This is a genomic window from Blautia glucerasea (genome assembly GCF_013304385.1).
In the GTDB taxonomy this organism is placed as follows: Bacteria; Bacillota; Clostridia; order Lachnospirales; family Lachnospiraceae; genus Blautia_A; species Blautia_A ammoniilytica.
This window is the reverse complement of record NZ_JAAITU010000027.1, coordinates 36,268-54,066: the sequence shown is the minus strand read 5'-3', so window position 1 is coordinate 54,066 and position 17,799 is coordinate 36,268. Positions and strand designations below refer to the sequence as shown.

General features: G+C 39.3%; 27 protein-coding genes. 5 read left to right on the top strand and 22 right to left on the bottom strand.

Going from position 1 to position 17,799, the window contains the following annotated elements:
• Positions 1-142 precede the first annotated feature (142 nt).
• The 3 genes from G5B11_RS11415 to G5B11_RS11405 all read right to left on the bottom strand — a co-directional run bounded on the left by G5B11_RS11415 (position 143) and on the right by G5B11_RS11405 (position 1,259).
• Positions 143-574: a hypothetical protein gene (locus G5B11_RS11415; RefSeq protein WP_055059653.1), complete on the bottom strand. Its 432-nt coding sequence runs from the start codon at positions 572-574 to the stop codon at positions 143-145.
• 4 nt (positions 575-578) lie between these two features.
• Complete coding sequence (locus tag G5B11_RS11410) at positions 579-791, bottom strand: sporulation initiation factor Spo0A C-terminal domain-containing protein (RefSeq protein WP_029732086.1); 213 nt, start codon at positions 789-791, stop codon at positions 579-581.
• 150 nt (positions 792-941) lie between these two features.
• Complete coding sequence (locus tag G5B11_RS11405; protein ID WP_008688152.1) at positions 942-1,259, bottom strand: helix-turn-helix domain-containing protein; 318 nt, start codon at positions 1,257-1,259, stop codon at positions 942-944.
• Between the two features lie 179 nt (positions 1,260-1,438).
• Here G5B11_RS11405 and G5B11_RS11400 point away from each other — a divergent pair, with 179 nt between their 5' ends.
• Entirely contained in the window at positions 1,439-1,645 is a 207-nt protein-coding gene (locus G5B11_RS11400) for a DUF6219 family protein (protein WP_008688150.1), read from the top strand.
• A 76-nt stretch (positions 1,646-1,721) separates the two neighbouring features.
• On the opposite strand, the gene G5B11_RS11395 is transcribed toward G5B11_RS11400, so the two are convergent.
• The 5 genes from G5B11_RS11395 to dinB form a co-directional block, all read right to left on the bottom strand.
• Positions 1,722-2,093: a hypothetical protein gene (locus tag G5B11_RS11395; protein WP_055059686.1), complete on the bottom strand. Its 372-nt coding sequence runs from the start codon at positions 2,091-2,093 to the stop codon at positions 1,722-1,724.
• A gap of 9 nt (positions 2,094-2,102) precedes the next feature.
• Positions 2,103-2,675 (bottom strand): hypothetical protein, encoded by a 573-nt coding sequence (locus G5B11_RS11390; RefSeq protein WP_008688147.1) that lies wholly within the window; start codon positions 2,673-2,675, stop codon positions 2,103-2,105.
• Positions 2,676-2,925: 250 nt separating this feature from the next.
• Positions 2,926-3,165: a hypothetical protein gene (locus G5B11_RS11385; protein ID WP_005344271.1), complete on the bottom strand. Its 240-nt coding sequence runs from the start codon at positions 3,163-3,165 to the stop codon at positions 2,926-2,928.
• 12 nt (positions 3,166-3,177) lie between these two features.
• Positions 3,178-3,390, bottom strand: a complete 213-nt coding sequence (locus tag G5B11_RS11380; protein ID WP_147599756.1) for a DNA-binding protein — start codon at positions 3,388-3,390, stop codon at positions 3,178-3,180.
• A gap of 14 nt (positions 3,391-3,404) precedes the next feature.
• A complete protein-coding gene (gene dinB / locus G5B11_RS11375; RefSeq protein ID WP_055059657.1) occupies positions 3,405-4,652 on the bottom strand; it encodes a DNA polymerase IV in 1,248 nt (415 codons plus the stop codon).
• A gap of 194 nt (positions 4,653-4,846) precedes the next feature.
• On the opposite strand from dinB, the gene G5B11_RS11370 reads away from it, so the two are divergent.
• Both G5B11_RS11370 and G5B11_RS11365 read left to right on the top strand, forming a co-directional pair.
• Entirely contained in the window at positions 4,847-5,578 is a 732-nt protein-coding gene (locus G5B11_RS11370; RefSeq protein ID WP_008688138.1) for a helix-turn-helix domain-containing protein, read from the top strand.
• Between the two features lie 56 nt (positions 5,579-5,634).
• A complete protein-coding gene (locus G5B11_RS11365) occupies positions 5,635-5,835 on the top strand; it encodes a helix-turn-helix transcriptional regulator (protein ID WP_005344265.1) in 201 nt (66 codons plus the stop codon).
• Positions 5,836-5,892: 57 nt separating this feature from the next.
• Here the strand turns inward: G5B11_RS11365 and G5B11_RS11360 are convergent, their stop codons facing one another.
• The gene (locus tag G5B11_RS11360; protein WP_117649061.1) at positions 5,893-6,327 is read right to left on the bottom strand and encodes a flavodoxin family protein; all 435 of its coding nucleotides are present in this window, start codon (positions 6,325-6,327) and stop codon (positions 5,893-5,895) included.
• Positions 6,324-6,698, bottom strand: a complete 375-nt coding sequence (locus G5B11_RS11355; RefSeq protein WP_117539102.1) for an MmcQ/YjbR family DNA-binding protein — start codon at positions 6,696-6,698, stop codon at positions 6,324-6,326. The genes G5B11_RS11360 and G5B11_RS11355 overlap by 4 nt, the downstream gene beginning before the upstream one ends.
• A 252-nt stretch (positions 6,699-6,950) precedes the next feature.
• Between G5B11_RS11355 and G5B11_RS11350 the strand changes: the two genes are divergently transcribed.
• Both G5B11_RS11350 and G5B11_RS11345 read left to right on the top strand, forming a co-directional pair.
• Positions 6,951-7,274: a MobC family plasmid mobilization relaxosome protein gene (locus G5B11_RS11350; RefSeq protein ID WP_012744273.1), complete on the top strand. Its 324-nt coding sequence runs from the start codon at positions 6,951-6,953 to the stop codon at positions 7,272-7,274.
• Positions 7,241-8,620, top strand: coding sequence for a relaxase/mobilization nuclease domain-containing protein (locus G5B11_RS11345; protein ID WP_015514505.1), 1,380 nt, complete (start codon positions 7,241-7,243; stop codon positions 8,618-8,620). Before G5B11_RS11350 ends, G5B11_RS11345 begins: the two co-directional genes overlap by 34 nt.
• A gap of 15 nt (positions 8,621-8,635) precedes the next feature.
• Here the strand turns inward: G5B11_RS11345 and G5B11_RS11340 are convergent, their stop codons facing one another.
• The 12 genes from G5B11_RS11340 to vanR form a co-directional block, all read right to left on the bottom strand.
• Positions 8,636-8,875: a hypothetical protein gene (locus G5B11_RS11340; RefSeq protein WP_244092991.1), complete on the bottom strand. Its 240-nt coding sequence runs from the start codon at positions 8,873-8,875 to the stop codon at positions 8,636-8,638.
• A 118-nt stretch (positions 8,876-8,993) separates the two neighbouring features.
• Entirely contained in the window at positions 8,994-9,452 is a 459-nt protein-coding gene (locus G5B11_RS11335) for a YaiI/YqxD family protein (protein WP_158421993.1), read from the bottom strand.
• Between the two features lie 23 nt (positions 9,453-9,475).
• On the bottom strand, positions 9,476-10,060 hold the full coding sequence (locus G5B11_RS11330; RefSeq protein ID WP_012744277.1) for an SOS response-associated peptidase: 585 nt from the start codon (positions 10,058-10,060) through the stop codon (positions 9,476-9,478).
• 42 nt (positions 10,061-10,102) lie between these two features.
• The gene (locus G5B11_RS11325) at positions 10,103-10,705 is read right to left on the bottom strand and encodes a hypothetical protein (protein WP_173728244.1); all 603 of its coding nucleotides are present in this window, start codon (positions 10,703-10,705) and stop codon (positions 10,103-10,105) included.
• A 441-nt stretch (positions 10,706-11,146) separates the two neighbouring features.
• Positions 11,147-11,545, bottom strand: a complete 399-nt coding sequence (locus tag G5B11_RS11320; RefSeq protein WP_015514508.1) for a winged helix-turn-helix domain-containing protein — start codon at positions 11,543-11,545, stop codon at positions 11,147-11,149.
• A gap of 65 nt (positions 11,546-11,610) precedes the next feature.
• Positions 11,611-12,567, bottom strand: a complete 957-nt coding sequence (locus G5B11_RS11315) for a D-alanyl-D-alanine carboxypeptidase family protein (RefSeq protein WP_173728242.1) — start codon at positions 12,565-12,567, stop codon at positions 11,611-11,613.
• Between the two features lie 43 nt (positions 12,568-12,610).
• Positions 12,611-13,114 carry a hypothetical protein gene (locus G5B11_RS11310; RefSeq protein WP_015514509.1) on the bottom strand — a complete coding sequence of 168 codons (504 nt, stop codon included), beginning with the start codon at positions 13,112-13,114 and terminating at the stop codon, positions 12,611-12,613.
• Positions 13,115-13,141: 27 nt separating this feature from the next.
• Complete coding sequence (locus G5B11_RS11305) at positions 13,142-14,326, bottom strand: ABC transporter permease (protein WP_117456454.1); 1,185 nt, start codon at positions 14,324-14,326, stop codon at positions 13,142-13,144.
• A complete protein-coding gene (locus tag G5B11_RS11300) occupies positions 14,316-15,029 on the bottom strand; it encodes an ABC transporter ATP-binding protein (protein ID WP_004853372.1) in 714 nt (237 codons plus the stop codon). The genes G5B11_RS11305 and G5B11_RS11300 overlap by 11 nt, the downstream gene beginning before the upstream one ends.
• A 4-nt stretch (positions 15,030-15,033) precedes the next feature.
• The gene (locus G5B11_RS11295) at positions 15,034-15,891 is read right to left on the bottom strand and encodes a hypothetical protein (protein ID WP_158421990.1); all 858 of its coding nucleotides are present in this window, start codon (positions 15,889-15,891) and stop codon (positions 15,034-15,036) included.
• Between the two features lie 134 nt (positions 15,892-16,025).
• Positions 16,026-17,111: a sensor histidine kinase gene (locus G5B11_RS11290; RefSeq protein WP_008703821.1), complete on the bottom strand. Its 1,086-nt coding sequence runs from the start codon at positions 17,109-17,111 to the stop codon at positions 16,026-16,028.
• Positions 17,098-17,799, bottom strand: coding sequence for a VanR-ABDEGLN family response regulator transcription factor (vanR, locus tag G5B11_RS11285; RefSeq protein ID WP_004853366.1), 702 nt, complete (start codon positions 17,797-17,799; stop codon positions 17,098-17,100). The genes G5B11_RS11290 and vanR overlap by 14 nt, the downstream gene beginning before the upstream one ends.

Here is a 17,799-nt window from a genome sequence, read left to right as displayed (position 1 = left end):
TCTTGTATTCAGTTATCTATGCCTTCTTTCATCAGCATAATCATTGTATCAGGATAAAGTTCACAAAGTATCCGCAATATATTCCCATAAGTTCATATCATTATTGGAATCGTACATATTTCAGTATAAAAAGTTCACCGTGTTATTCTTCTACTTCTTTTCCATCTATATATAGTTGAAATTTATCAGGATTATTGACTACATCATAGTTCTTTCCGTATTCTACAGGTCTATATTCGGCTGTCATTACCGATTCCCCATCTTCAATATCCTCTTTCCATAAATAGATGTTCATATCAAGGCTCGTCGCATATCCCCTGTCTGTGGAGAATTTTGTCGAATAAAATGAATCATCCTTGTACATCTGCAAAAGTTCTCTTGCAAAAGCTTCTTTATCCCCGATATGTCCCCGGTTAGCAACTACGGTTAGATTTTCATCCCGATTTACGGAAAATGTTCCAACTACATCCGGTTCGCCTTCCTTATGACCAGATTCAGATTTCCCATAAATACTTCCTGCAGCAATTATCAAGATCACTGCTCCTGAAATCAATGCAATTATCTTTTTCTTCATATTTTTATTTTCCTTTTAGTTTTTTTACTGCGTAATTGATTACTTCTTCCGGTGTGGGTCTGTCTCCTTTAAGTGTCATTTTCTTCCATTCTTCCTGCACAGCCGGATCGGGATTATCAAATCCTGCATCTATGGCTATCTGCATTTCTCTGCGTACCTCTTCTGGTGTTGTGTTGTACTTTTCTGCAATCTTCTCATAAATAGTTTTCTCTCTCATTCATTTTCCTCCAATATATAAGCAGAATTACACCTTGTTCTATAGAACTAATTTAGCATATTTCTATTATCATGAAAAGACACTTTACAACTTAAAGCTGAATAAAAGGTCAAAAAAAGAAGAGCTACTCGCTCTTCCCAGTTTGTCATATCACTCTTCCAATAATGTGTGAATTACTTTGATGATTTTTTTCTGCTCTTTGATCGGAAGTTTTTCAATTTTTTCTGTCAGCTCATTGGTAACACCTGTAACTGAATGTGCCACAACATCAATCAAAAGAGTATCTGCTGAAACATCTAATGCATTTGCAATTGCAACAAAGGTATCCAATTTTGTAACTTTCAAGCCTCTCTCTATTACACTCACATGCGTTGGACTTAAATTTACTAATGCAGCCAGTTCCTCTTGCGTGAGATTTTTTGCTTCTCGTGCTGATTTGATTCGCTGTCCTACTGCTTTCAAATCCATCGTAACACCTCCTCCAGAACGAATAATCGTTCTGAATTTAGTATACTTGTGGGTATCTTAAATATACAGAATCGCAAAGCCAAGTTCTAATTCTACAGAACTATATTCAAAGTTTTTCTTTGCATTTTCGTAAAAAAGCGTTATGATTGAATCAGTTAAATCAAAGGAGGTATCAAATCATGAAATCACATAAATACTGGTCCTTAGGCGCACTTTTCTGTATGTTGGGATGCATTTATTCTGGAATCAAAAAATCTATGACTGCACATAAATACTTTGCCTATTCTTCATTGCTTTGTATGGGCATGTCCATTTATTCCGGTCACAAACTGGTTTCTCCAAAGAAGAAAAAAATCACTGAATCAAATAATAGTGAGAATAGTTAAATAAAAAATTGACCTTTATTCATCAAAGACAAAGTTGCTGGAGAATATTTTTTCTCTCCAGCAACTTTCTTTATCTTTAAGCCATTGAGATACAATACTGTCCAATCAGCTTCATCCAACTATTATATTTATTCTTTTCACACACCTTTCGGCAAATTTCATTCTCCATCAATACACAGAACATCTTATCATAATCAAATGCCCAAACAGCACCATTCACATGGTTTTCCACTGCTTTCTGATCTATGCTTTTCAAGCGTGTGACCATTTTTTCAATTTCTCCATTTCCCAAGTTACCGATATTTTTGCAGATAAACCGAAAGAAATTCAACGTTGCATATTCATCATGCCAATGGAACTCTTCTGGATTGTTTTTAATTTTACTGGCTCTCAGCTGTTCTTTGATTATCTGAGCAGCTACACCTTTCATCGAATCTTCGTATCTCATATTATTCACCTACTCTTCCTCAACGCCCAGTGACGGTTTAAATCTTTTATCCTTTGCCTGCGGTACCACGATCTCATAAAAATAAAATCCTAAATACCCAAGTGCCTGCTTCTTCATTTTATAAAAAGAAGTCCTGCCTATTCCTAACTCCTGTTGTACTTCCACATCTGTCTTATTATAATGACTGCAAAAACAGGAATGAAGGATTTCACTGAGCATCACACCATTCGGTGCATAGAACTTCACCAAAGTCATTCCCCGATAGATCATGTCCGACAATCCATAAATAATCATCAGATTATTCATCTCACGGTGCATCTTTGGCACATTCAGCTGGTTGTTATAAATGCTCAGATAACTCAATGCATATGCCATATCTTCATTGATTTTCTCCTGGCATTCCATATCCAGTTCTTCTAACACAATCTGATTTTCCAAAATCAATTTCTGATAGCTTGTCATCAATTCTTTAATATCAGTATAATGTCTTTCGATTGTAACTTCCAGATAATCCTGTGCATGACTTGCCATCTGGAAGGTAATTTCTTTCATTGATTTAATTGCATAATCTCTGTCTGTCATCAGTTTCAAAATCTCCTTATCATCATCACACTAACTGGCGGTCTTTCAGCCCAGTTCGCTTTCCCCATGATTTTGATGGGAAGCAATTACTTACTACAATTTGCAGAAGCAGATATCCAAAAGGCATTGTGGGAGCTGCCTTTGCTGACCGGAATCCATCTTCTTATATAAAACCTGCAGGAATATAAAGGGAAAGTGACTATCCCTGCCGGTTAATAATCCAAATAATATCGTCTATACCAATCTCTCCTTATGCTGTTTTTCTCTCCATAAACCATTTATCCACTTCGTAAAACAAGTGGCTTTCCTGCCCCTGTATCATACAGGTGTACATCATTCCTACACCGCCTGCCTTTCTGCTGGCGCATCGCTCGATTTTCAAAATTCTGTCAATACTATATTTTCTTCCATCCTCCCATGTAAAAAATATGGGAACCAGCTGTCCATCTTTCCGAAACTCTGCCACTACATCTACATATACTTTGTTCATGCCGACACCTCACTATAAAATCTCGATTGCTCTTGGTGATGCCGGGATTCTGCGGATATATCCATTTTGCTCCAACTGCTTGATTCTGGAAAAAGCAGATGATGTTGATTTCACCCCGATCAACTCTCCAAATTCCCGGACTGTCGGCGGGTATCCATGCTCCTTCGTATAATTCAAAATACATTGATAACTTTCTTTCTGTTTTCTGGTTAATGCTTTTTTCAAATCTATCCCTCCAATTACCTATGAAAATAACTGTGTGGATGGATCGTGTGCGTACCAGCGTCTAAGTGGGATAAGACTTTATCCTGATACATTGCCGCTCGCTGTATACTGAAATAACCAAACCGTCGTCTGATCTCATCTACAGTACGATCCAGCTTCTCTAACTTTTCCTTTTTCTCCTGATTTCCAAATAAATCCAACTGCACGGGAATATCATCTAACACAAGATCCGCAGCTCGGATTCCCAGGCTTCTAATGGGATGTTCCCATTTATAATTATCTTTAAATAGCTGAAATGCTGCAGTTACAATCTCGTTTGTAATATTCGTTGGCTGTCGTAAATGTATCTGTCTGGAAAAACTATACAATCCATTATCTCGAACTGTAATTTCTACTGTTTTGCATTTAAATCCATGTTTCCGCAATCGTGCAGCTACACTTTCTGCCAATGCTATTTGAATGATCCAGACATCCAGATCATTTTCCAGATCTCTCGGTGTTGTAGTGCTATTACCTATCGACTTTACTGGTGCTTCATATCCTTCCTTGCAAACCGGATCTTCATCCCAGCCATTTGCGAAAGCCCATAATACATTTCCTATTTTTCCAAAATGACTCTCTAACAACTTTTCGTCTGATTCCGCAAGTTGCCCGATTGTCCGGATCCCAAATTTTTGCAATTTCTTATTTGTCTGTCTTCCGACATAAAGCAAATCTGACGCTGGAAGCTGCCATATCCTGTCTTTATAATTTTCTCGATCAAACTCTGTGATTGCATCCGGCTTTTTATAATCTGAACCAAGTTTCGCATAAATCTTATTCCAGGAAATTCCAATACTCACTGTTACACCCAGTTCGTATTTAATCCGATGGCTGATTTCTCTTGCAATCGTCATTCCGCTTCCTCTCAGATTTCTGCTGTCCGATACATCCAGCCATGCTTCATCAATTCCATATGGCTCGATCTTGTCCGTATACTCCGAATAGATTTCTCTTGCCATCTGTGAAAATCTCAAATACAAATCCATCCGTGGTGGTACAAATATGATTTCCGGACAAATCTGTTTTGCCTGCCATAATGCCATTCCGGTTTTTACTCCTTTTTTCTTGGCAATATAATTTGCTGTCAGTACAATTCCATGCCGGGCTTCCGGATCGCCACCTACTGCCAGAGGCATTCCGGCAAATTCCGGATGATGCAGCATTTCTACACTGGCGTAAAAACAGTTCATATCACTATGCAGGATCACACGCTCACTCAAACTTTTCACCTCCCAGCTGTTTCCTTCAACATAATGTCTTATCAATTTCTGTATGTTTAGTATATATCGACATTCCGGAGATAGTCAAGCGACATCTTGGTTGTTTTTTCTCCATTTCGGAGATTATTGTTGATTTTATTTCTAACATACGGTATAATGCATATAGAAAATTCAAATAGAAATGAGGCGAACAAATGCGTGATTTCGGGGAAATATTAGCAGAAAATAGAAAAAAGAAAGGATACTCTCAATCAGATCTGGTAGACCTGCTTTCTCAGGAAGGTATTCAGGTCACTACAAAAGCAATCTCCAAATGGGAGACCAATGCACGAGAACCAGCTTTACATGTTTTCCTGACACTTTGCCAGTTACTTGATATCGAAGATATATATGAATCCTTCTTTGGAGAAAACCCATATAACATTATGAGTGGATTGAATGAAGAAGGCAGAAATAAATTGATTGAATTTGCTGATATTTTGAAAGCTTCTAAAAAGTTTTCTCCACTGTCTGCAAAGATTATCCCATTCCATCATCCTGTAGAAATTACCTGGGAACCAGTTTCTGCTGGTACTGGAAATTACCTGGAGGATTCTGTAAAAGAAACCTATGACGTAGGACACCTTGCTCCTGAGCAGACTGACTTTGGTGTACGGATTTCCGGTGACAGTATGGAGCCACTTTATCATACAGGCGATGTTGCATGGATTCAGAAAAAAGATTCTCTTGCTAATGGTGAAATTGGAATCTTCTATCTCAACGGCAATACTTACATCAAGGAATTACACGATGAGCCAGATGGTGTTTATCTGATCTCTTTAAATCAAAAATATCGTCCTATCCAGGTTTTGGAATCTGACTCTTTTAAGATTTTTGGAAAAGTAATCGGGAAATGCAAAGGTGCAGAAATTCCGGGATTCCATTAAATTTCAACAGCAGGTTCATGATCCTGCTGATAACAATAAGCAAAGGAAGTGATTGAATGGCAATCAATAATACACTAAAAGATATTCGTGAAGAACGGAATCTCATTCAAGCAGATTTGGCTGAAGCCATAGGTTCCTGCAGCCAGACGATAGGCCGCATCGAACGTGGAGAACGTAATCCCTCTCTTGAGATTGCAATCCGGCTGGCACATTACCTGAAAGTGCCTGTAGAAGATATTTTTCAAGTTGAAGACTGAAGCACAACATCCAGAAAACCGAGGAGTAAAATCCCCGGTTTTCCTTTTGCTCAAAAATCAGTGTATTCCTTTTACGAAGTCCGCTGCGTTTTTCATATCTTCTTCATTCGGATGGCCTTTAGCAATACCTCCAACCAGTTTAAATGGTCCGAATGTGTCATACCCTTTACAGCCAAATTTTCCAACCACACTGGCATGTTTTTTATCCAAAATCTGCTCTATGGATTTATAATTCGCACTCCCACCATAAGTACAGATCAGAAATATCTTTTTGTCGTCCGGTAGATTCTTCTCTGCAAATTCCAATATCGACTGATGAAACTTTGAAAAATAGATTCCTGATGCAAACCCAATCATATCATAACTGCTCAGATCTGCATCTGGCTGTTTCACAGCATCAATCAAATCCATCTGACATTCTTCTGCAATCCTCTTTACTAATTTTTCTGTATTTCCATGATGCACAGATGCGTATACTATCGCTGTTCTCATTTTTCTTCCTTTCTGTCTGCTCCGTCAATCAGGTCATAGCTCATATCCAAAAAGTCCAATGTCTTCGCTTCACTGACTGAACCATCCAGTAAAATCGTGATCCAGTGCTGTTTATTCATATGGTATCCTGGTAAAAATCCATAAGTCTGAATAATCATGCTGGTCATTTCTGGATCGCACTTTACGTCCATGATGGCAACCAGATCATTTCCCTCTAATCCCAACTTAGATTTCTCAACTGTCATGAATACTGCATACCATTTTCCATTTTTATGACGAAGTACAACACTGTCTGGAGATTTACTCCATAAATATTCTGGAACTGTACCGTACTGTTTCTGCACGTATTCAAAGATTTCTTCCGTCTTCACAATCTTTTCAACTCCTGATTCTTCTGATATCCTGCCCATAATCATACCACATTTTCGTATCCCGTACTACCTGCCAAATTCTTTTGCATTTTCCCGGTTCTCCTGACTTTAACTAATAGAGGGGTAAAACAGCAGCAAGGACAGGAAGTGAGGATACACTTCCGGAAAATCCCAATTTAGGGTACCCTGCCCTGAATTGAAAAACGCTGAAAGCAACGATACTACTGCCCTCTCAGAAAGGAGAAACTGCTAATGGCTGAAAGAAAAAGAAACAAAGAAATTCATTTTTATGTCACAGAAGAAGAACGAAAGCTAATCCGCAGGAAGATGATAGAATCAAAAACCAAGAACATGGGAGCTTATCTGCGTAAGATGGCAATCGACGGCTACATCGTCAACACAGATACAACTCCTCTGAAGAAACAGTATGAGGAAATGCACAAGATTGGCATAAATATCAACCAGATTGCAAAAAAGGTAAATACCACCGGAGATCTATATCCGGAAGAAATGCAAGAATTGAAAGAGATGGTGAAAGAACTATGGCATATATTAAGATCTTCCCCATTAAAGTAACAGACAAGAAAGCTCTGGACTATATCACGAATCCAGACAAGACTGATGAAAAACTGCTGGTTTCCAGTTTTGGCTGTTCCCCGGAAACTGCTGATCTCGAATTTTCCATGACTAGAGAAATGGCAAAAAAGAATGGAATGGACAAAGGTGATAACCTGGCATTTCATCTGATCCAGTCATTTAAACCTGGAGAAGTTGATGCCGAAACTGCCCATCGCTTAGGACAGCAATTTGCAGCCGAAGTACTGAAAGGAAAATATGAATACGTGATCAGTACCCATGTTGATAAAAAGCACATTCATAACCATATCATCTTCAACGCTGCAAGCTTTGTTGATCATCACAAGTATGTTTCCAATAAGCGGAGCTACCATAAACTCTGCAGAATCAGTAATCGTATCTGCCTGGAAAATGGACTTGCCACCAGTATGCCAACCGGAGAAAAAGGAAAAAGCTATAAAGAGAACATGGAATATCATCGTGGCACCAGTTGGAAAGCCAAGCTACGTGTTGCAGTTGATAAAGCAATCTGGACTTCCATCAACTATGAGGAATTTCTACAAAAAATGCAGTTAGCTGGATATGAAGTCCGGCAGGGAAAGCATCTTTCTTTCCGTGCACCGGAACAAAAAAATTTCACTTATATGAAATCTCTGGGAAGTTATTATACGGAAGAAAACGTCCGCATCCGCTTAGCTAAAAATCGTAGCAAAGTGAAAACTCCAAAACATCTGTCCAGAGAAGCTCGCCTGTATATCAATATCTCCACGTATGTAACGACTGGCAATCGAGAAGGATTTGAACATTGGGCAAAACTCAATAATCTAAAAGAGGCAGCCCGCACCTTCAACTATCTTTCAGAAAATAACCTACTGAATTATGAGGATTTCAGGCAGCATGTTTCTGATGTTGATGCTTCTGTTAAAGCGGCTGATCAGAGAATAGCACACATCACCAGTGAGCTAAGCACGCAGAAAGTCATTCAGAAACACTGTGATTCTTACCGGCTCTGCCGTAAAGTGATAGAAGATTGCAAATCTGCAAAAAATCCAAAAGAATACCGTTCCAAGCATCTGGCAGAATACCAACTCCACGATTCACTAAAAAAAGAGCTTCAGGATCTCGGTGTTACCAAAATCCCTAGCTCTGAAAAAATCCAGAAGCGGATTGAAAATCTTGAATCTGAACAAGCTGCTACCGTCCGGGAAAAACAGAAATTACAGAAAAAGCAGAAAACACTGGATATCATTCAGCAAAATTTCTCTGTGCTGCTCGATGCTCCTGAAATCAATTCAGACTTACTTCCGGCAAAACGGGAACCTGTTTCTGTCACAAGAGATAAATAAGATTGCACTGACAACTCAATTATTCTCTTCCAAATCTTCCCAAGGCTTCAGACCCATTTCCTCCCAGGTGACACCATACGGTGCACCTCCGGAGGTAATTCCATTCTGAATGTCTCTCAGGATACGTTCTTCATAACTCTTTTCACGCTTTTCAACAATTTTATAAAATTCTTCATATTCCGTTTTAGGAGCAAGCGATTGAACTGCCGTAAACAAACTTTTGCATATATCATTCATTTCAGTAGCATCCGGCATTCGCTGATTCTCAAGATAAAACTTCAAGTGCATTTTGTATGTTTTATCTGCTATTGCACTCTTCTGTTTTTGTTTTAAGTCTTTATAGCTTCTGTCGTTCCTCTGCATCTACAATTCCTCATCTGCCTTCTTTCTCCCGTGCCATCAAAAGCATTTTTTCAAAAGACTGAGCGAATCTTTCATCATCTTCCTCCGTCCGCTTCTTCGGTTCCTTGACATGACATTTACGGGAACTTCTTCTGGCTTTTTTACTCAGGTGACGTTCCATTAGCATCTGATCAATATTATCATCCGTGTACCATTTACCTGATTGATGAATAGCATAAGCACCTTTTCCCAATGCCATTGCAGCCACACCATAGTCCTGTGATACGACAATATCTCCTTTATGGCAGATACTAATCAGTTTATAATCTACTGCATCTGCTCCTGCACCGACAACAACAACTTTACTATAAGTCGATGACAGAACATGGTTTGTATCACACAACAACATTACCGGAACACTATTATCTTTTGCAATCTTTTCAATGATCGCAACCACTGGGCAGGCATCTGCATCAACAAATATTTGCATCTTTCTATTTCTCCTCTGAACCATTATAAGAATAAGCTCTGCTGTTCGTATTCTGCCTCTCGTTTTAGCTGAACCGGTACCTGATGCAGAATTTGCTCCATTTTCCTGTCATCGAACCAATCTTTCAGCTGTCCTTTTTCCAATATCAGCGGCATACGATCATGTACTTTTATCATAGATTCATTGGCTGCTGTAGTCATAATCACAAATCGTCGTTCATTCTCAAACCAATCACAGAAGCCAGCCATATACAATACTGGTGCATCATATCTGGAAAATGTATTTTTCTCTTTTAACCGATTCCATTCATAGAACCCACTTGCCGGTATCAAAATGCGGTGATAGAGGATTCCATTTCGAAAAGAAGGTTTGTCCATAACAGATTCTGCTCTTGCATTTATAACCAGATTCTTTCCTTGTGACAATGGATATCCCCACTTGCAAACATCCAGTTTCAATCCATGTTCTGATTTTTCAATGATCGGTGCTACATTGGTTGGAAAGATATCTCCTGCAAAATGTTCCTGCCGGATCCGTTGGTCTATATCATGCACTACTTTTTCGATTTCATCTGCCATATCAGAATCAATATAATATCTACCACACATAATACTTCCTTCACTTATAGATTCTATTTCATCAAATATACATCATTTATTTCTAGGCACTTTAAACTCAGTTAATCTATAATTTTGAATCCACCCCATACATTCTTCACCATCTTCATTCTCCCAAATTATCTGTCGCCACTTTTTATATTTATCTATAATTCTAACAACTTTCCCTTCCTCAAGCTTTTCAATTACAATCGAATGGCAGTCATGCTTCAGTCGTACAATAGATTCTCTATTAACGATTCTATATTTAGTCGTATTTAGCTCCTTCGCATCATATCCCATTCCAACGATGTAATAATTATTGACTTGTTGTGTATAATTGTAATTATTTATCGTTGTTGCTGAAGAATTCGTAACTCCCAAAACAACTGATATAATCGTAATAATAAAGTTCAGCCATTCTCGTATTTCTTTAACATCTATCGTTCGTTTTTCTTCTATTGGCAAATTCTGCTTCTCTTTATTTATCGAAAGATTCGTTGCTCTTTCATATTCCGATGCAATAGTTTCTGACACCGTATCAATATCCCATTCTTCGGATTCTGAGAAAACTTGATCGGTAACTCTTCCCAATAAATTTATATGAGGCTTCTGGCATAATGGTGGAAGCCTAACACCATTAATTAACAACACCATATTGAAAAAACACTTGTGTCCTTTAATGTATTAACTGCGAAGAAAAACACAAAAGGAGTATTCACAAGTGGCTTCAGTTAATACATTATGCAAAAGTGTCCTTAATGTCAAGAACACAGTTATAAAAAATTGTAATCTTTACTCTGATAAGAATGGAGTTAAACATATTCGTATCCAAGCAAGACCTAATAAATGGCACGAGAACGACTGCCCATTCTGCCATAAATCATGCCCTGTTTATGATAAACATTCCAGTAGTATAATGCCGAGATATTACGAAGATAACTCGTAGAAAATGCAAAGTCCAGTCGCAAGTTTAGACACGATATTGCTCTTAACAGTCGTATAAAATCAACATTTGCAGGGATTTATCAAATTCCGACATACCGTCTTAGAAAATGAATAATCCCTCGCAATTCATTATGAACTACGAGGGACTGCTTACTGACTGTTAAAGCGGTAGCCGATCTCACGAACACTATCTATGGAAAAGTGAGAGTTTGTATCACAAAGTTTTTTACGAAGATTCCGAATGTGAAAGCCTACGGTATCCTTTTCATTGCCTGCTGATATTTCGCCCCACACCTTATCATAAATCTGCTCGTATGTAAGAACACGACCTTTATTGGCTGCGAGCAAGCAGAGTATATCGTACTCTTTGACGGTCAGTTCAATTTCCTGACCGTTATTGATAACTCTGCGCCGGCTCAAATTGATTTCTAAGCCGGAAAGGGATAATGTCGGCTCATATGAAATCTCTAATTTTTCAAAATCAGGGTGCTGTTTTACAAAAGCCAGCATATCGTCAAAGGCTGTTGAGTCTTGTGCTTTGAACTCCATTATTACGATTCGTCCGATATTATCACCCCCCTTGGTTAGTTTTTTTGTCTTGGACAACATAAGATTTATTGCGTGAGATAATACGATTCATCAATCGTTTTCAGAATAAAATTCACATCGTCATAACGAGAGGAATCGGACTGAGAGCCTAAACTGCATATCAAAAACTCTTTTCCGTGCTGCTGATAAAGCACAATCAAGTTATAGTCGTCAGACAGAGAGCCAGTCTTAATTCCGCATACATTTTCGTTGTAATATTCGGATGTCGGATCAAGGAAGGCGTTTGTATTCTGCCATATTTGTGTACTGCCATCAGGCAGTGTTGCCGTATAAGTGTTTTGAGATACAATTTCTCTAAACCACGAGTATTCCAACAACCGATATACTACTTCTTTCAAATCTAAAGAGGTGGTAAGTGCCTCCATATCAAAACCACTCGGATCATATAAAACTGTGTCTAAGTACCCCTGCTGTTGCAAATGCAGGTTTAAGTTCTCCATGAAAATCCTCACACGCTCTTGACAGCTTTCTGCTTGCGGCGAAAGTAATCCTCCACAATAATCAGTAACCACATAAGCTGCGTCATTCCCTGACGGTACTAACATTGCCGCAAATAGATTGTGTAAAAAGTATTCTTTTTCCTTGATTTGAGCAACAGACGAGCCAGGTTTCGTGAGTGAAATAGCACCATAGTCTGCAACAACGATACTATCAAGGTCTGCTAAAGTTGACGCATACTCAATAACAAACAGCTTGGCTAAACTTGCAGGAATTTGTGGCTCGTTCTCGTTTTTTGAAACAAATATTTCATCATCAGAACAATCCACCAAAATCAGCGATTTTGCATTATAAGAGTCAGGAAAATCTTCTTTGTAGAGAAAACCATTTATTTTATTCTTTACCTCTCTGAAATTTTCCGGCTGCATTGCCCACGGCACAAACATTATACCTATGCCGATACAAACTACAAGCAAAAACAAAAATACTCCAAATCGTTTTTTCTTACGGCGTTTTCTCTGCATATATGTGCTCACCTCCCAACACCAAAACTCCTATGTGCCATTTTTAATCGGCATAATTTGCCTGAATACACTCTGTAAATCCAGACGGATCTCCCAACTTAGCTTTATCAATATTATCACGAAGATATTTGCGTGTGGCGTCATCACAGCGATCTGTTCCCATATAAGGCATATCAAAGGCTTTTTCGAGTTCAGCTAAGGCTTTTGCCGCCCTTTCCGAATCCGTATTGTAAGTATCAAGCCATTCCTGCATCCAAGAATATTCCCAAAGGTTAGATGCTCTTGTATCGCCATATCCTATCTGAAAAGACGCTCCCGTATCTTCGCCTTCCAAAGCATCAGGCGGCGTAAAGCCCTCCGGCCAATTCAAACTCTCAATGGTCGTTAGGTATTCTTCTTCAATGGTAGCAAAGTCCGTGAAACCTCTTGTGTTTGTGTCGGAGTCCGAAGAAGTGGAGCAGCCTGCCAGCATAATCACCAGCAAAGAAATCATAACACACAATAACAGTCTGTACGGTCTTTCGGATTTTGAGATTGTTCGTTTCATTTTGTTTCCTCCTTGAATTGAGTTTTATTATCTAAGAGCCAATGCAGGCTCTAATTTTGCTGCTTTCAATGCTGGTAATAATCCGCCCAATAATGCTGTAAGCACAGACACAGCAACTGCAACAACAGCAACGCTGATTGGATAACTCGGTGTTCCCACCGGGGAATCCACAGGGAGCAACGCTCCAATACAATGCACCAAAATCAGCGAAATCAAAATAGCTGCAAAGCAAACGAATATTGATAAAATCAACTGTGAGCCTAAAACCAATGCCACAATATTTGTTCGTGAAGCACCTATCGCTCTGCGGATCAGCAACTCATGTGTGCGCTGTTCCAATGAAGATAGTCCGATATTGATCTGCCCTAATACGGAAACAAACAGCAACAAAAGCGAAGTAACCAAAAGCCCTAATTGCAGTATGGACAATACCGAATCATAGGTATCTCCAATATCACTCCGCCCAGCACTTTCCCAGTAACCGCCAATGGTATCAGTCAAAATGTCGCCAAGGGCAGAATGTATCTGTTCGATTGTCAGTCCTGTTGTGGGATGCCAATACACATTTGCATTTTGTACTTGCCACATTGCTGGTGCGAAATTGAGGATCGCCGCAGAATCCGCATAGATAGTCGGAAAATCCCTGCCATCGTTTACTACTCCGACAATATTGAATGGGGTTAACGAAAGTGTGCTTTTTACATTTCCTGCAGCATAGGGCGAATCATTAAAATAGTTTTTAGCTTCTTTGTTTATGACCACTTCAAGCGAGCCGCCCTCACTCGAAGGCTCTAACCATCTACCGGATGTCATTGGAAGATTATAGACTTGACTATATGCCTCCGTGGTGCAAACTAAATCAAAAGCCATCAGGTTTTGGTAAACATCATTCGGCGGTATTGGCGTTAAATCTTTCATTGGTGCAAATCGAATATCTTCTCCCATAGAAAAAGTAACAGCGGCTACATCATCAATGGCTTCAAATCTCTGGAATAATTGTTCCATTTTATTTCTATCGTGAAAATCGGATTCCGTTATCACGAATGAGTAAGTAGGTGACCAGCCATATACCTGTGCGTTTACGGAAATCAAATACTCCCGTCCAAGCGTACCAACTAATACCGATCCAAGCATTGCGATAATGCCTACAAGCATTGAAACACTTGTCAGAATACTTCTAAGTGGAGACAGACGAAGGTCTTTAAGTATCATTTTTAGCACAAGTTATCCTCCCTCCATCCATTTCAAAAATCGTATCACAGGTATCTGCAATATCAGGATCGTGCGTAACCAACAGCAGCATAATTCCATTTTCTTTTACGACGCTGTGCAACAGTTCCATAATCTGCGTTCCCGTCTTTTTATCCAACGCTCCCGTAGGCTCATCACATAAAATGGCTTCCGGAGATACTGCAAGCGCCCTTGCGATTGCAACTCTTTGTTGTTCACCGCCGGACAAATTGATTGGGTAATCATTTTCCTTGCTTTCTAAGCCGACACTTTTTAGCAAGCCTGTAATTATCTCGTGACGCTGTTTGGCGGTAAACGACTTTTTGGCATAGAGTAGGGGTAATTCGATATTTTCCCATACCCGCAAGTGCTTAATCAGAGAGTAGTTCTGAAATACAAATCCGATATTATTGGCTCGCAGTATAGACAGATCACGGTCTTTCAAAGCAGAAATAGATATACCATCATAAAGGTACTCGCCCTCATATTCCCGATTTAACAAGCCAATAATGGATATAAGGCTTGTTTTGCCTGAGCCGGACTTTCCGACAATGGCATAACTGCGCCCTCGTTGCAATTCCATATTAGCGTTGGTTACTGTTGTCAGCATATCGCCATTATTCAATTTGACGCTTGCTTTCAAATCCTTTATTTTGATTAAAGTCTTTTCGGAAATTCCTTTCATTTTATCAAATCCCCCTCGGATCAAGGTTTGGCGGAGTAGCAGAAACTACATCGCCCTCCTCTAAGCCGGACAGTATTTCTATATTGGCTCCGTCTGTCACACCCAATGTCACTTTTGTTTCCACTCTTTCTCCATTCGGAGTAATTACAGTAACCAATCCCGTCCCTTGTCTACCCGCTATTACCGACAGCGGCAATATAAGGACATCATTTCTCGTTGTCGCCGTTATGACTACCGTTGCACTTTGCCCCGATTTCACATCGACTGTTTGACTGATCAAGCATTGCAGAATGCCCTCTTGCGGCACGATTCCCGTAAACGCATTTTCATCTGCGGCAGGCGACACCACGGCAATCATATCGGTTGGTCCTACACCATCATATACTTGAAATTTTGCTTTCAACTCTGCATACTCCGGTAAGGTACTCAAAAAATTATCTGCCTCTACATTGAGGGCAAATCCTGTATAATGCACTATCGCTACGGGATAATTACTCGGTACGCTTTCATTGGATGGGGCAATAGAGGTAATTGTACCATCCACCGGAGATTTCAATTCTTTGCCGTTCACAGTTCCAATAATTTGCCCGGCAGTGATTTTTTCTTCTAATTCTACCGCTGTATTAAATATGCCATTTTCGGGTGAGGAAATAATAAACGGTACTGCCGGAACAATAGTCGTTTGCATTGAAACGGTTGGAGTAATTGTCCCTCGTACAACTGATACCGTTTTTTCTGCGGATGTTGCGCTATCTGTAAGATTGTTTTCGTCTGTCTGCCCAATTGCAGAGCAGGCAGATAGCGTAAATACAAGAAACAAAATAGAACATAGCAGCATTTGTTTTCTTAGCAACTTCATCATTCCTCCTTATGCTGTATCACAAAAAATACGAGCCTCTATCTTGATACTTTTATTGTACCAAAACAGAAGCCCGTATTTTCTTGATTGCTCGTAAGATATTCCTCTTTTTTTCTATGCAAATTCTTACAATTTTCCTACGCCAACGGCAAAGTAATTGAAAACTTGTTTTGATCCTCTTGGCTCTCTGCAACGATTGTACCATTGTGTAGTTCAACAATCTGCTTTGCAATCGCCAAACCTAATCCAGCTCCTCCACTGCTTGTACTTCTCGCTGCGTCAAGCCGATAAAACTGCTCGAAAATCCTGTTTAACTTTTCTTCCGGCAGAGTATCGCCGTGGTTACAAAAAATAATGCTGACCGTATCTTCCTGACATTGTGCGCTGATCGTGATATCCGTATTTTCAAAACTGTAGATAACCGCATTTCTCAAAAGGTTATCAAAAACACGCTGAATTTTGTCTGCGTCACATCGAAGCATTATATCATCATCAACACAAAGATTACATTGCAAATTCTTTGATTTGAGCATAGGCTTAAATTCATATACAAGTTGCTCCAGCAGGCGAGTTAAATTGATTTTCGTGTATTGTAATGTAATATCGTATATATTGAATCGTGTTATCTCGAAAAACTCGTTAATCAGATCCTCTAACCGTTCTGCCTTACCAAGAGTGATTGAAAGGTACTTTTCTCGAAGTTCCTTTGAGATTTGCGACTCATCACGCAGTAAAGTAAGATACCCGATTACAGAAGAAAGCGGTGTTTTCAAATCGTGTGCAAGATACATAATCAGGTCATTTTTTCGCTGCTCATTTTCTTTTGCAAGCCTTGCATTACTTTCAGCCTCTTGTTTTAACTGATTGATGTTAGCGGCGATTTCACTCAACTCCGGGGACATTTCAATGTAACTGACATTCTGATCGAACATTTTTCCTGTCGCAGCCTGTACCTCGTACACATAGGCGACTACTTTTTTCAAAAGTAGGTATGTCATGTATATAATACAGCCACCCCACACGATTACAGCCACTATATAAAGATATACTGTTCTGTAATACAAGTAATAATACAAAACATACTTGCGGAGAATTTCCTCTGCCATAATTCCTAAAAGAAAAGTACCGCCAAAAATAAGCACAGAGCAAATCGCACATTGAATTACATACCCTTTGAACAAGGTAGAGAGCAGATAGTTTTTTTCTTTTTTATTCAATTTCATACCCTACCCCCCAAACAGTTTTAATGAACTTCGGATTTTTTGAAGGTTCATTCAATTTTTCCCGAAGCCGCCCAATGTGCGCCATTACCGTATTGTTACTGTTGCGAAGATACTTTTCTTTCCACACGGCTTCAAATAATTCCTCCGAGGCGACAACTTTACCCTGATGTTCGCACAGATACCACAGAATAGAAAACTCCAACGGAGTCAAGGCTATTTCTTTGCCATACAAGTAGCACTTGTGGCTGACTCTGTTTATCAGTAGACCTCTGATGTCATACTCGTCTTTTTCTTCGGATTGGCTCAAATTAGGACTGTTATAGCTCTGATAACGCCTTAATTGCGTCTTTACTCTTGCCACAACCTCTAAAGGATTAAACGGTTTCGTTATATAATCATCCGCACCAATCGTAAGCCCCATAATCTTGTCGCTATCCTCAATTTTGGCGGTAAGCATAATAATAGGGAAGTAAAACTTTTCCCGAATTTTTTGGCAAAGTCGAAAACCATCAATATCCGGCAGCATAATATCAAGTATCGCTAAATCAATCTGCGACTGTTTGATACATTTCATCGCCTCTAACCCATTATAACATTTATATACTGAATAACCATCGTTACTCAAATACACTTCAAGCAGATCAACGATTTCTTTTTCGTCATCCACAATTAAAATCTTCTTGTTCAT

What these genes read in the sequence shown, in the direction of transcription:
- G5B11_RS11320 (WP_015514508.1), bottom strand. Translation starts at nt 11,545, where the DNA reads ATGGAGTTCAAAGCACAAGACTCAACAGCCTTTGACGATATGCTGGCT.
- vanR (WP_004853366.1), bottom strand. Translation starts at nt 17,799, where the DNA reads ATGAACAAGAAGATTTTAATTGTGGATGACGAAAAAGAAATCGTTGAT.
- G5B11_RS11400 (WP_008688150.1), top strand. Translation starts at nt 1,439, where the DNA reads ATGAAATCACATAAATACTGGTCCTTAGGCGCACTTTTCTGTATGTTG.
- G5B11_RS11405 (WP_008688152.1), bottom strand. Translation starts at nt 1,259, where the DNA reads ATGGATTTGAAAGCAGTAGGACAGCGAATCAAATCAGCACGAGAAGCA.
- G5B11_RS11370 (WP_008688138.1), top strand. Translation starts at nt 4,847, where the DNA reads ATGCGTGATTTCGGGGAAATATTAGCAGAAAATAGAAAAAAGAAAGGA.
- G5B11_RS11305 (WP_117456454.1), bottom strand. Translation starts at nt 14,326, where the DNA reads ATGATACTTAAAGACCTTCGTCTGTCTCCACTTAGAAGTATTCTGACA.
- G5B11_RS11300 (WP_004853372.1), bottom strand. Translation starts at nt 15,029, where the DNA reads ATGAAAGGAATTTCCGAAAAGACTTTAATCAAAATAAAGGATTTGAAA.
- G5B11_RS11295 (WP_158421990.1), bottom strand. Translation starts at nt 15,891, where the DNA reads ATGATGAAGTTGCTAAGAAAACAAATGCTGCTATGTTCTATTTTGTTT.
- G5B11_RS11410 (WP_029732086.1), bottom strand. Translation starts at nt 791, where the DNA reads ATGAGAGAGAAAACTATTTATGAGAAGATTGCAGAAAAGTACAACACA.
- G5B11_RS11395 (WP_055059686.1), bottom strand. Translation starts at nt 2,093, where the DNA reads ATGAGATACGAAGATTCGATGAAAGGTGTAGCTGCTCAGATAATCAAA.
- G5B11_RS11315 (WP_173728242.1), bottom strand. Translation starts at nt 12,567, where the DNA reads ATGCAGAGAAAACGCCGTAAGAAAAAACGATTTGGAGTATTTTTGTTT.
- G5B11_RS11340 (WP_244092991.1), bottom strand. Translation starts at nt 8,875, where the DNA reads ATGCCGGATGCTACTGAAATGAATGATATATGCAAAAGTTTGTTTACG.
- G5B11_RS11350 (WP_012744273.1), top strand. Translation starts at nt 6,951, where the DNA reads ATGGCTGAAAGAAAAAGAAACAAAGAAATTCATTTTTATGTCACAGAA.
- G5B11_RS11310 (WP_015514509.1), bottom strand. Translation starts at nt 13,114, where the DNA reads ATGAAACGAACAATCTCAAAATCCGAAAGACCGTACAGACTGTTATTG.
- G5B11_RS11325 (WP_173728244.1), bottom strand. Translation starts at nt 10,705, where the DNA reads ATGGTGTTGTTAATTAATGGTGTTAGGCTTCCACCATTATGCCAGAAG.
- G5B11_RS11330 (WP_012744277.1), bottom strand. Translation starts at nt 10,060, where the DNA reads ATGTGTGGTAGATATTATATTGATTCTGATATGGCAGATGAAATCGAA.
- G5B11_RS11415 (WP_055059653.1), bottom strand. Translation starts at nt 574, where the DNA reads ATGAAGAAAAAGATAATTGCATTGATTTCAGGAGCAGTGATCTTGATA.
- G5B11_RS11390 (WP_008688147.1), bottom strand. Translation starts at nt 2,675, where the DNA reads ATGACAGACAGAGATTATGCAATTAAATCAATGAAAGAAATTACCTTC.
- G5B11_RS11335 (WP_158421993.1), bottom strand. Translation starts at nt 9,452, where the DNA reads ATGCAAATATTTGTTGATGCAGATGCCTGCCCAGTGGTTGCGATCATT.
- G5B11_RS11345 (WP_015514505.1), top strand. Translation starts at nt 7,241, where the DNA reads ATGGCATATATTAAGATCTTCCCCATTAAAGTAACAGACAAGAAAGCT.
- G5B11_RS11290 (WP_008703821.1), bottom strand. Translation starts at nt 17,111, where the DNA reads ATGAAATTGAATAAAAAAGAAAAAAACTATCTGCTCTCTACCTTGTTC.
- G5B11_RS11365 (WP_005344265.1), top strand. Translation starts at nt 5,635, where the DNA reads ATGGCAATCAATAATACACTAAAAGATATTCGTGAAGAACGGAATCTC.
- G5B11_RS11360 (WP_117649061.1), bottom strand. Translation starts at nt 6,327, where the DNA reads ATGAGAACAGCGATAGTATACGCATCTGTGCATCATGGAAATACAGAA.
- G5B11_RS11385 (WP_005344271.1), bottom strand. Translation starts at nt 3,165, where the DNA reads ATGAACAAAGTATATGTAGATGTAGTGGCAGAGTTTCGGAAAGATGGA.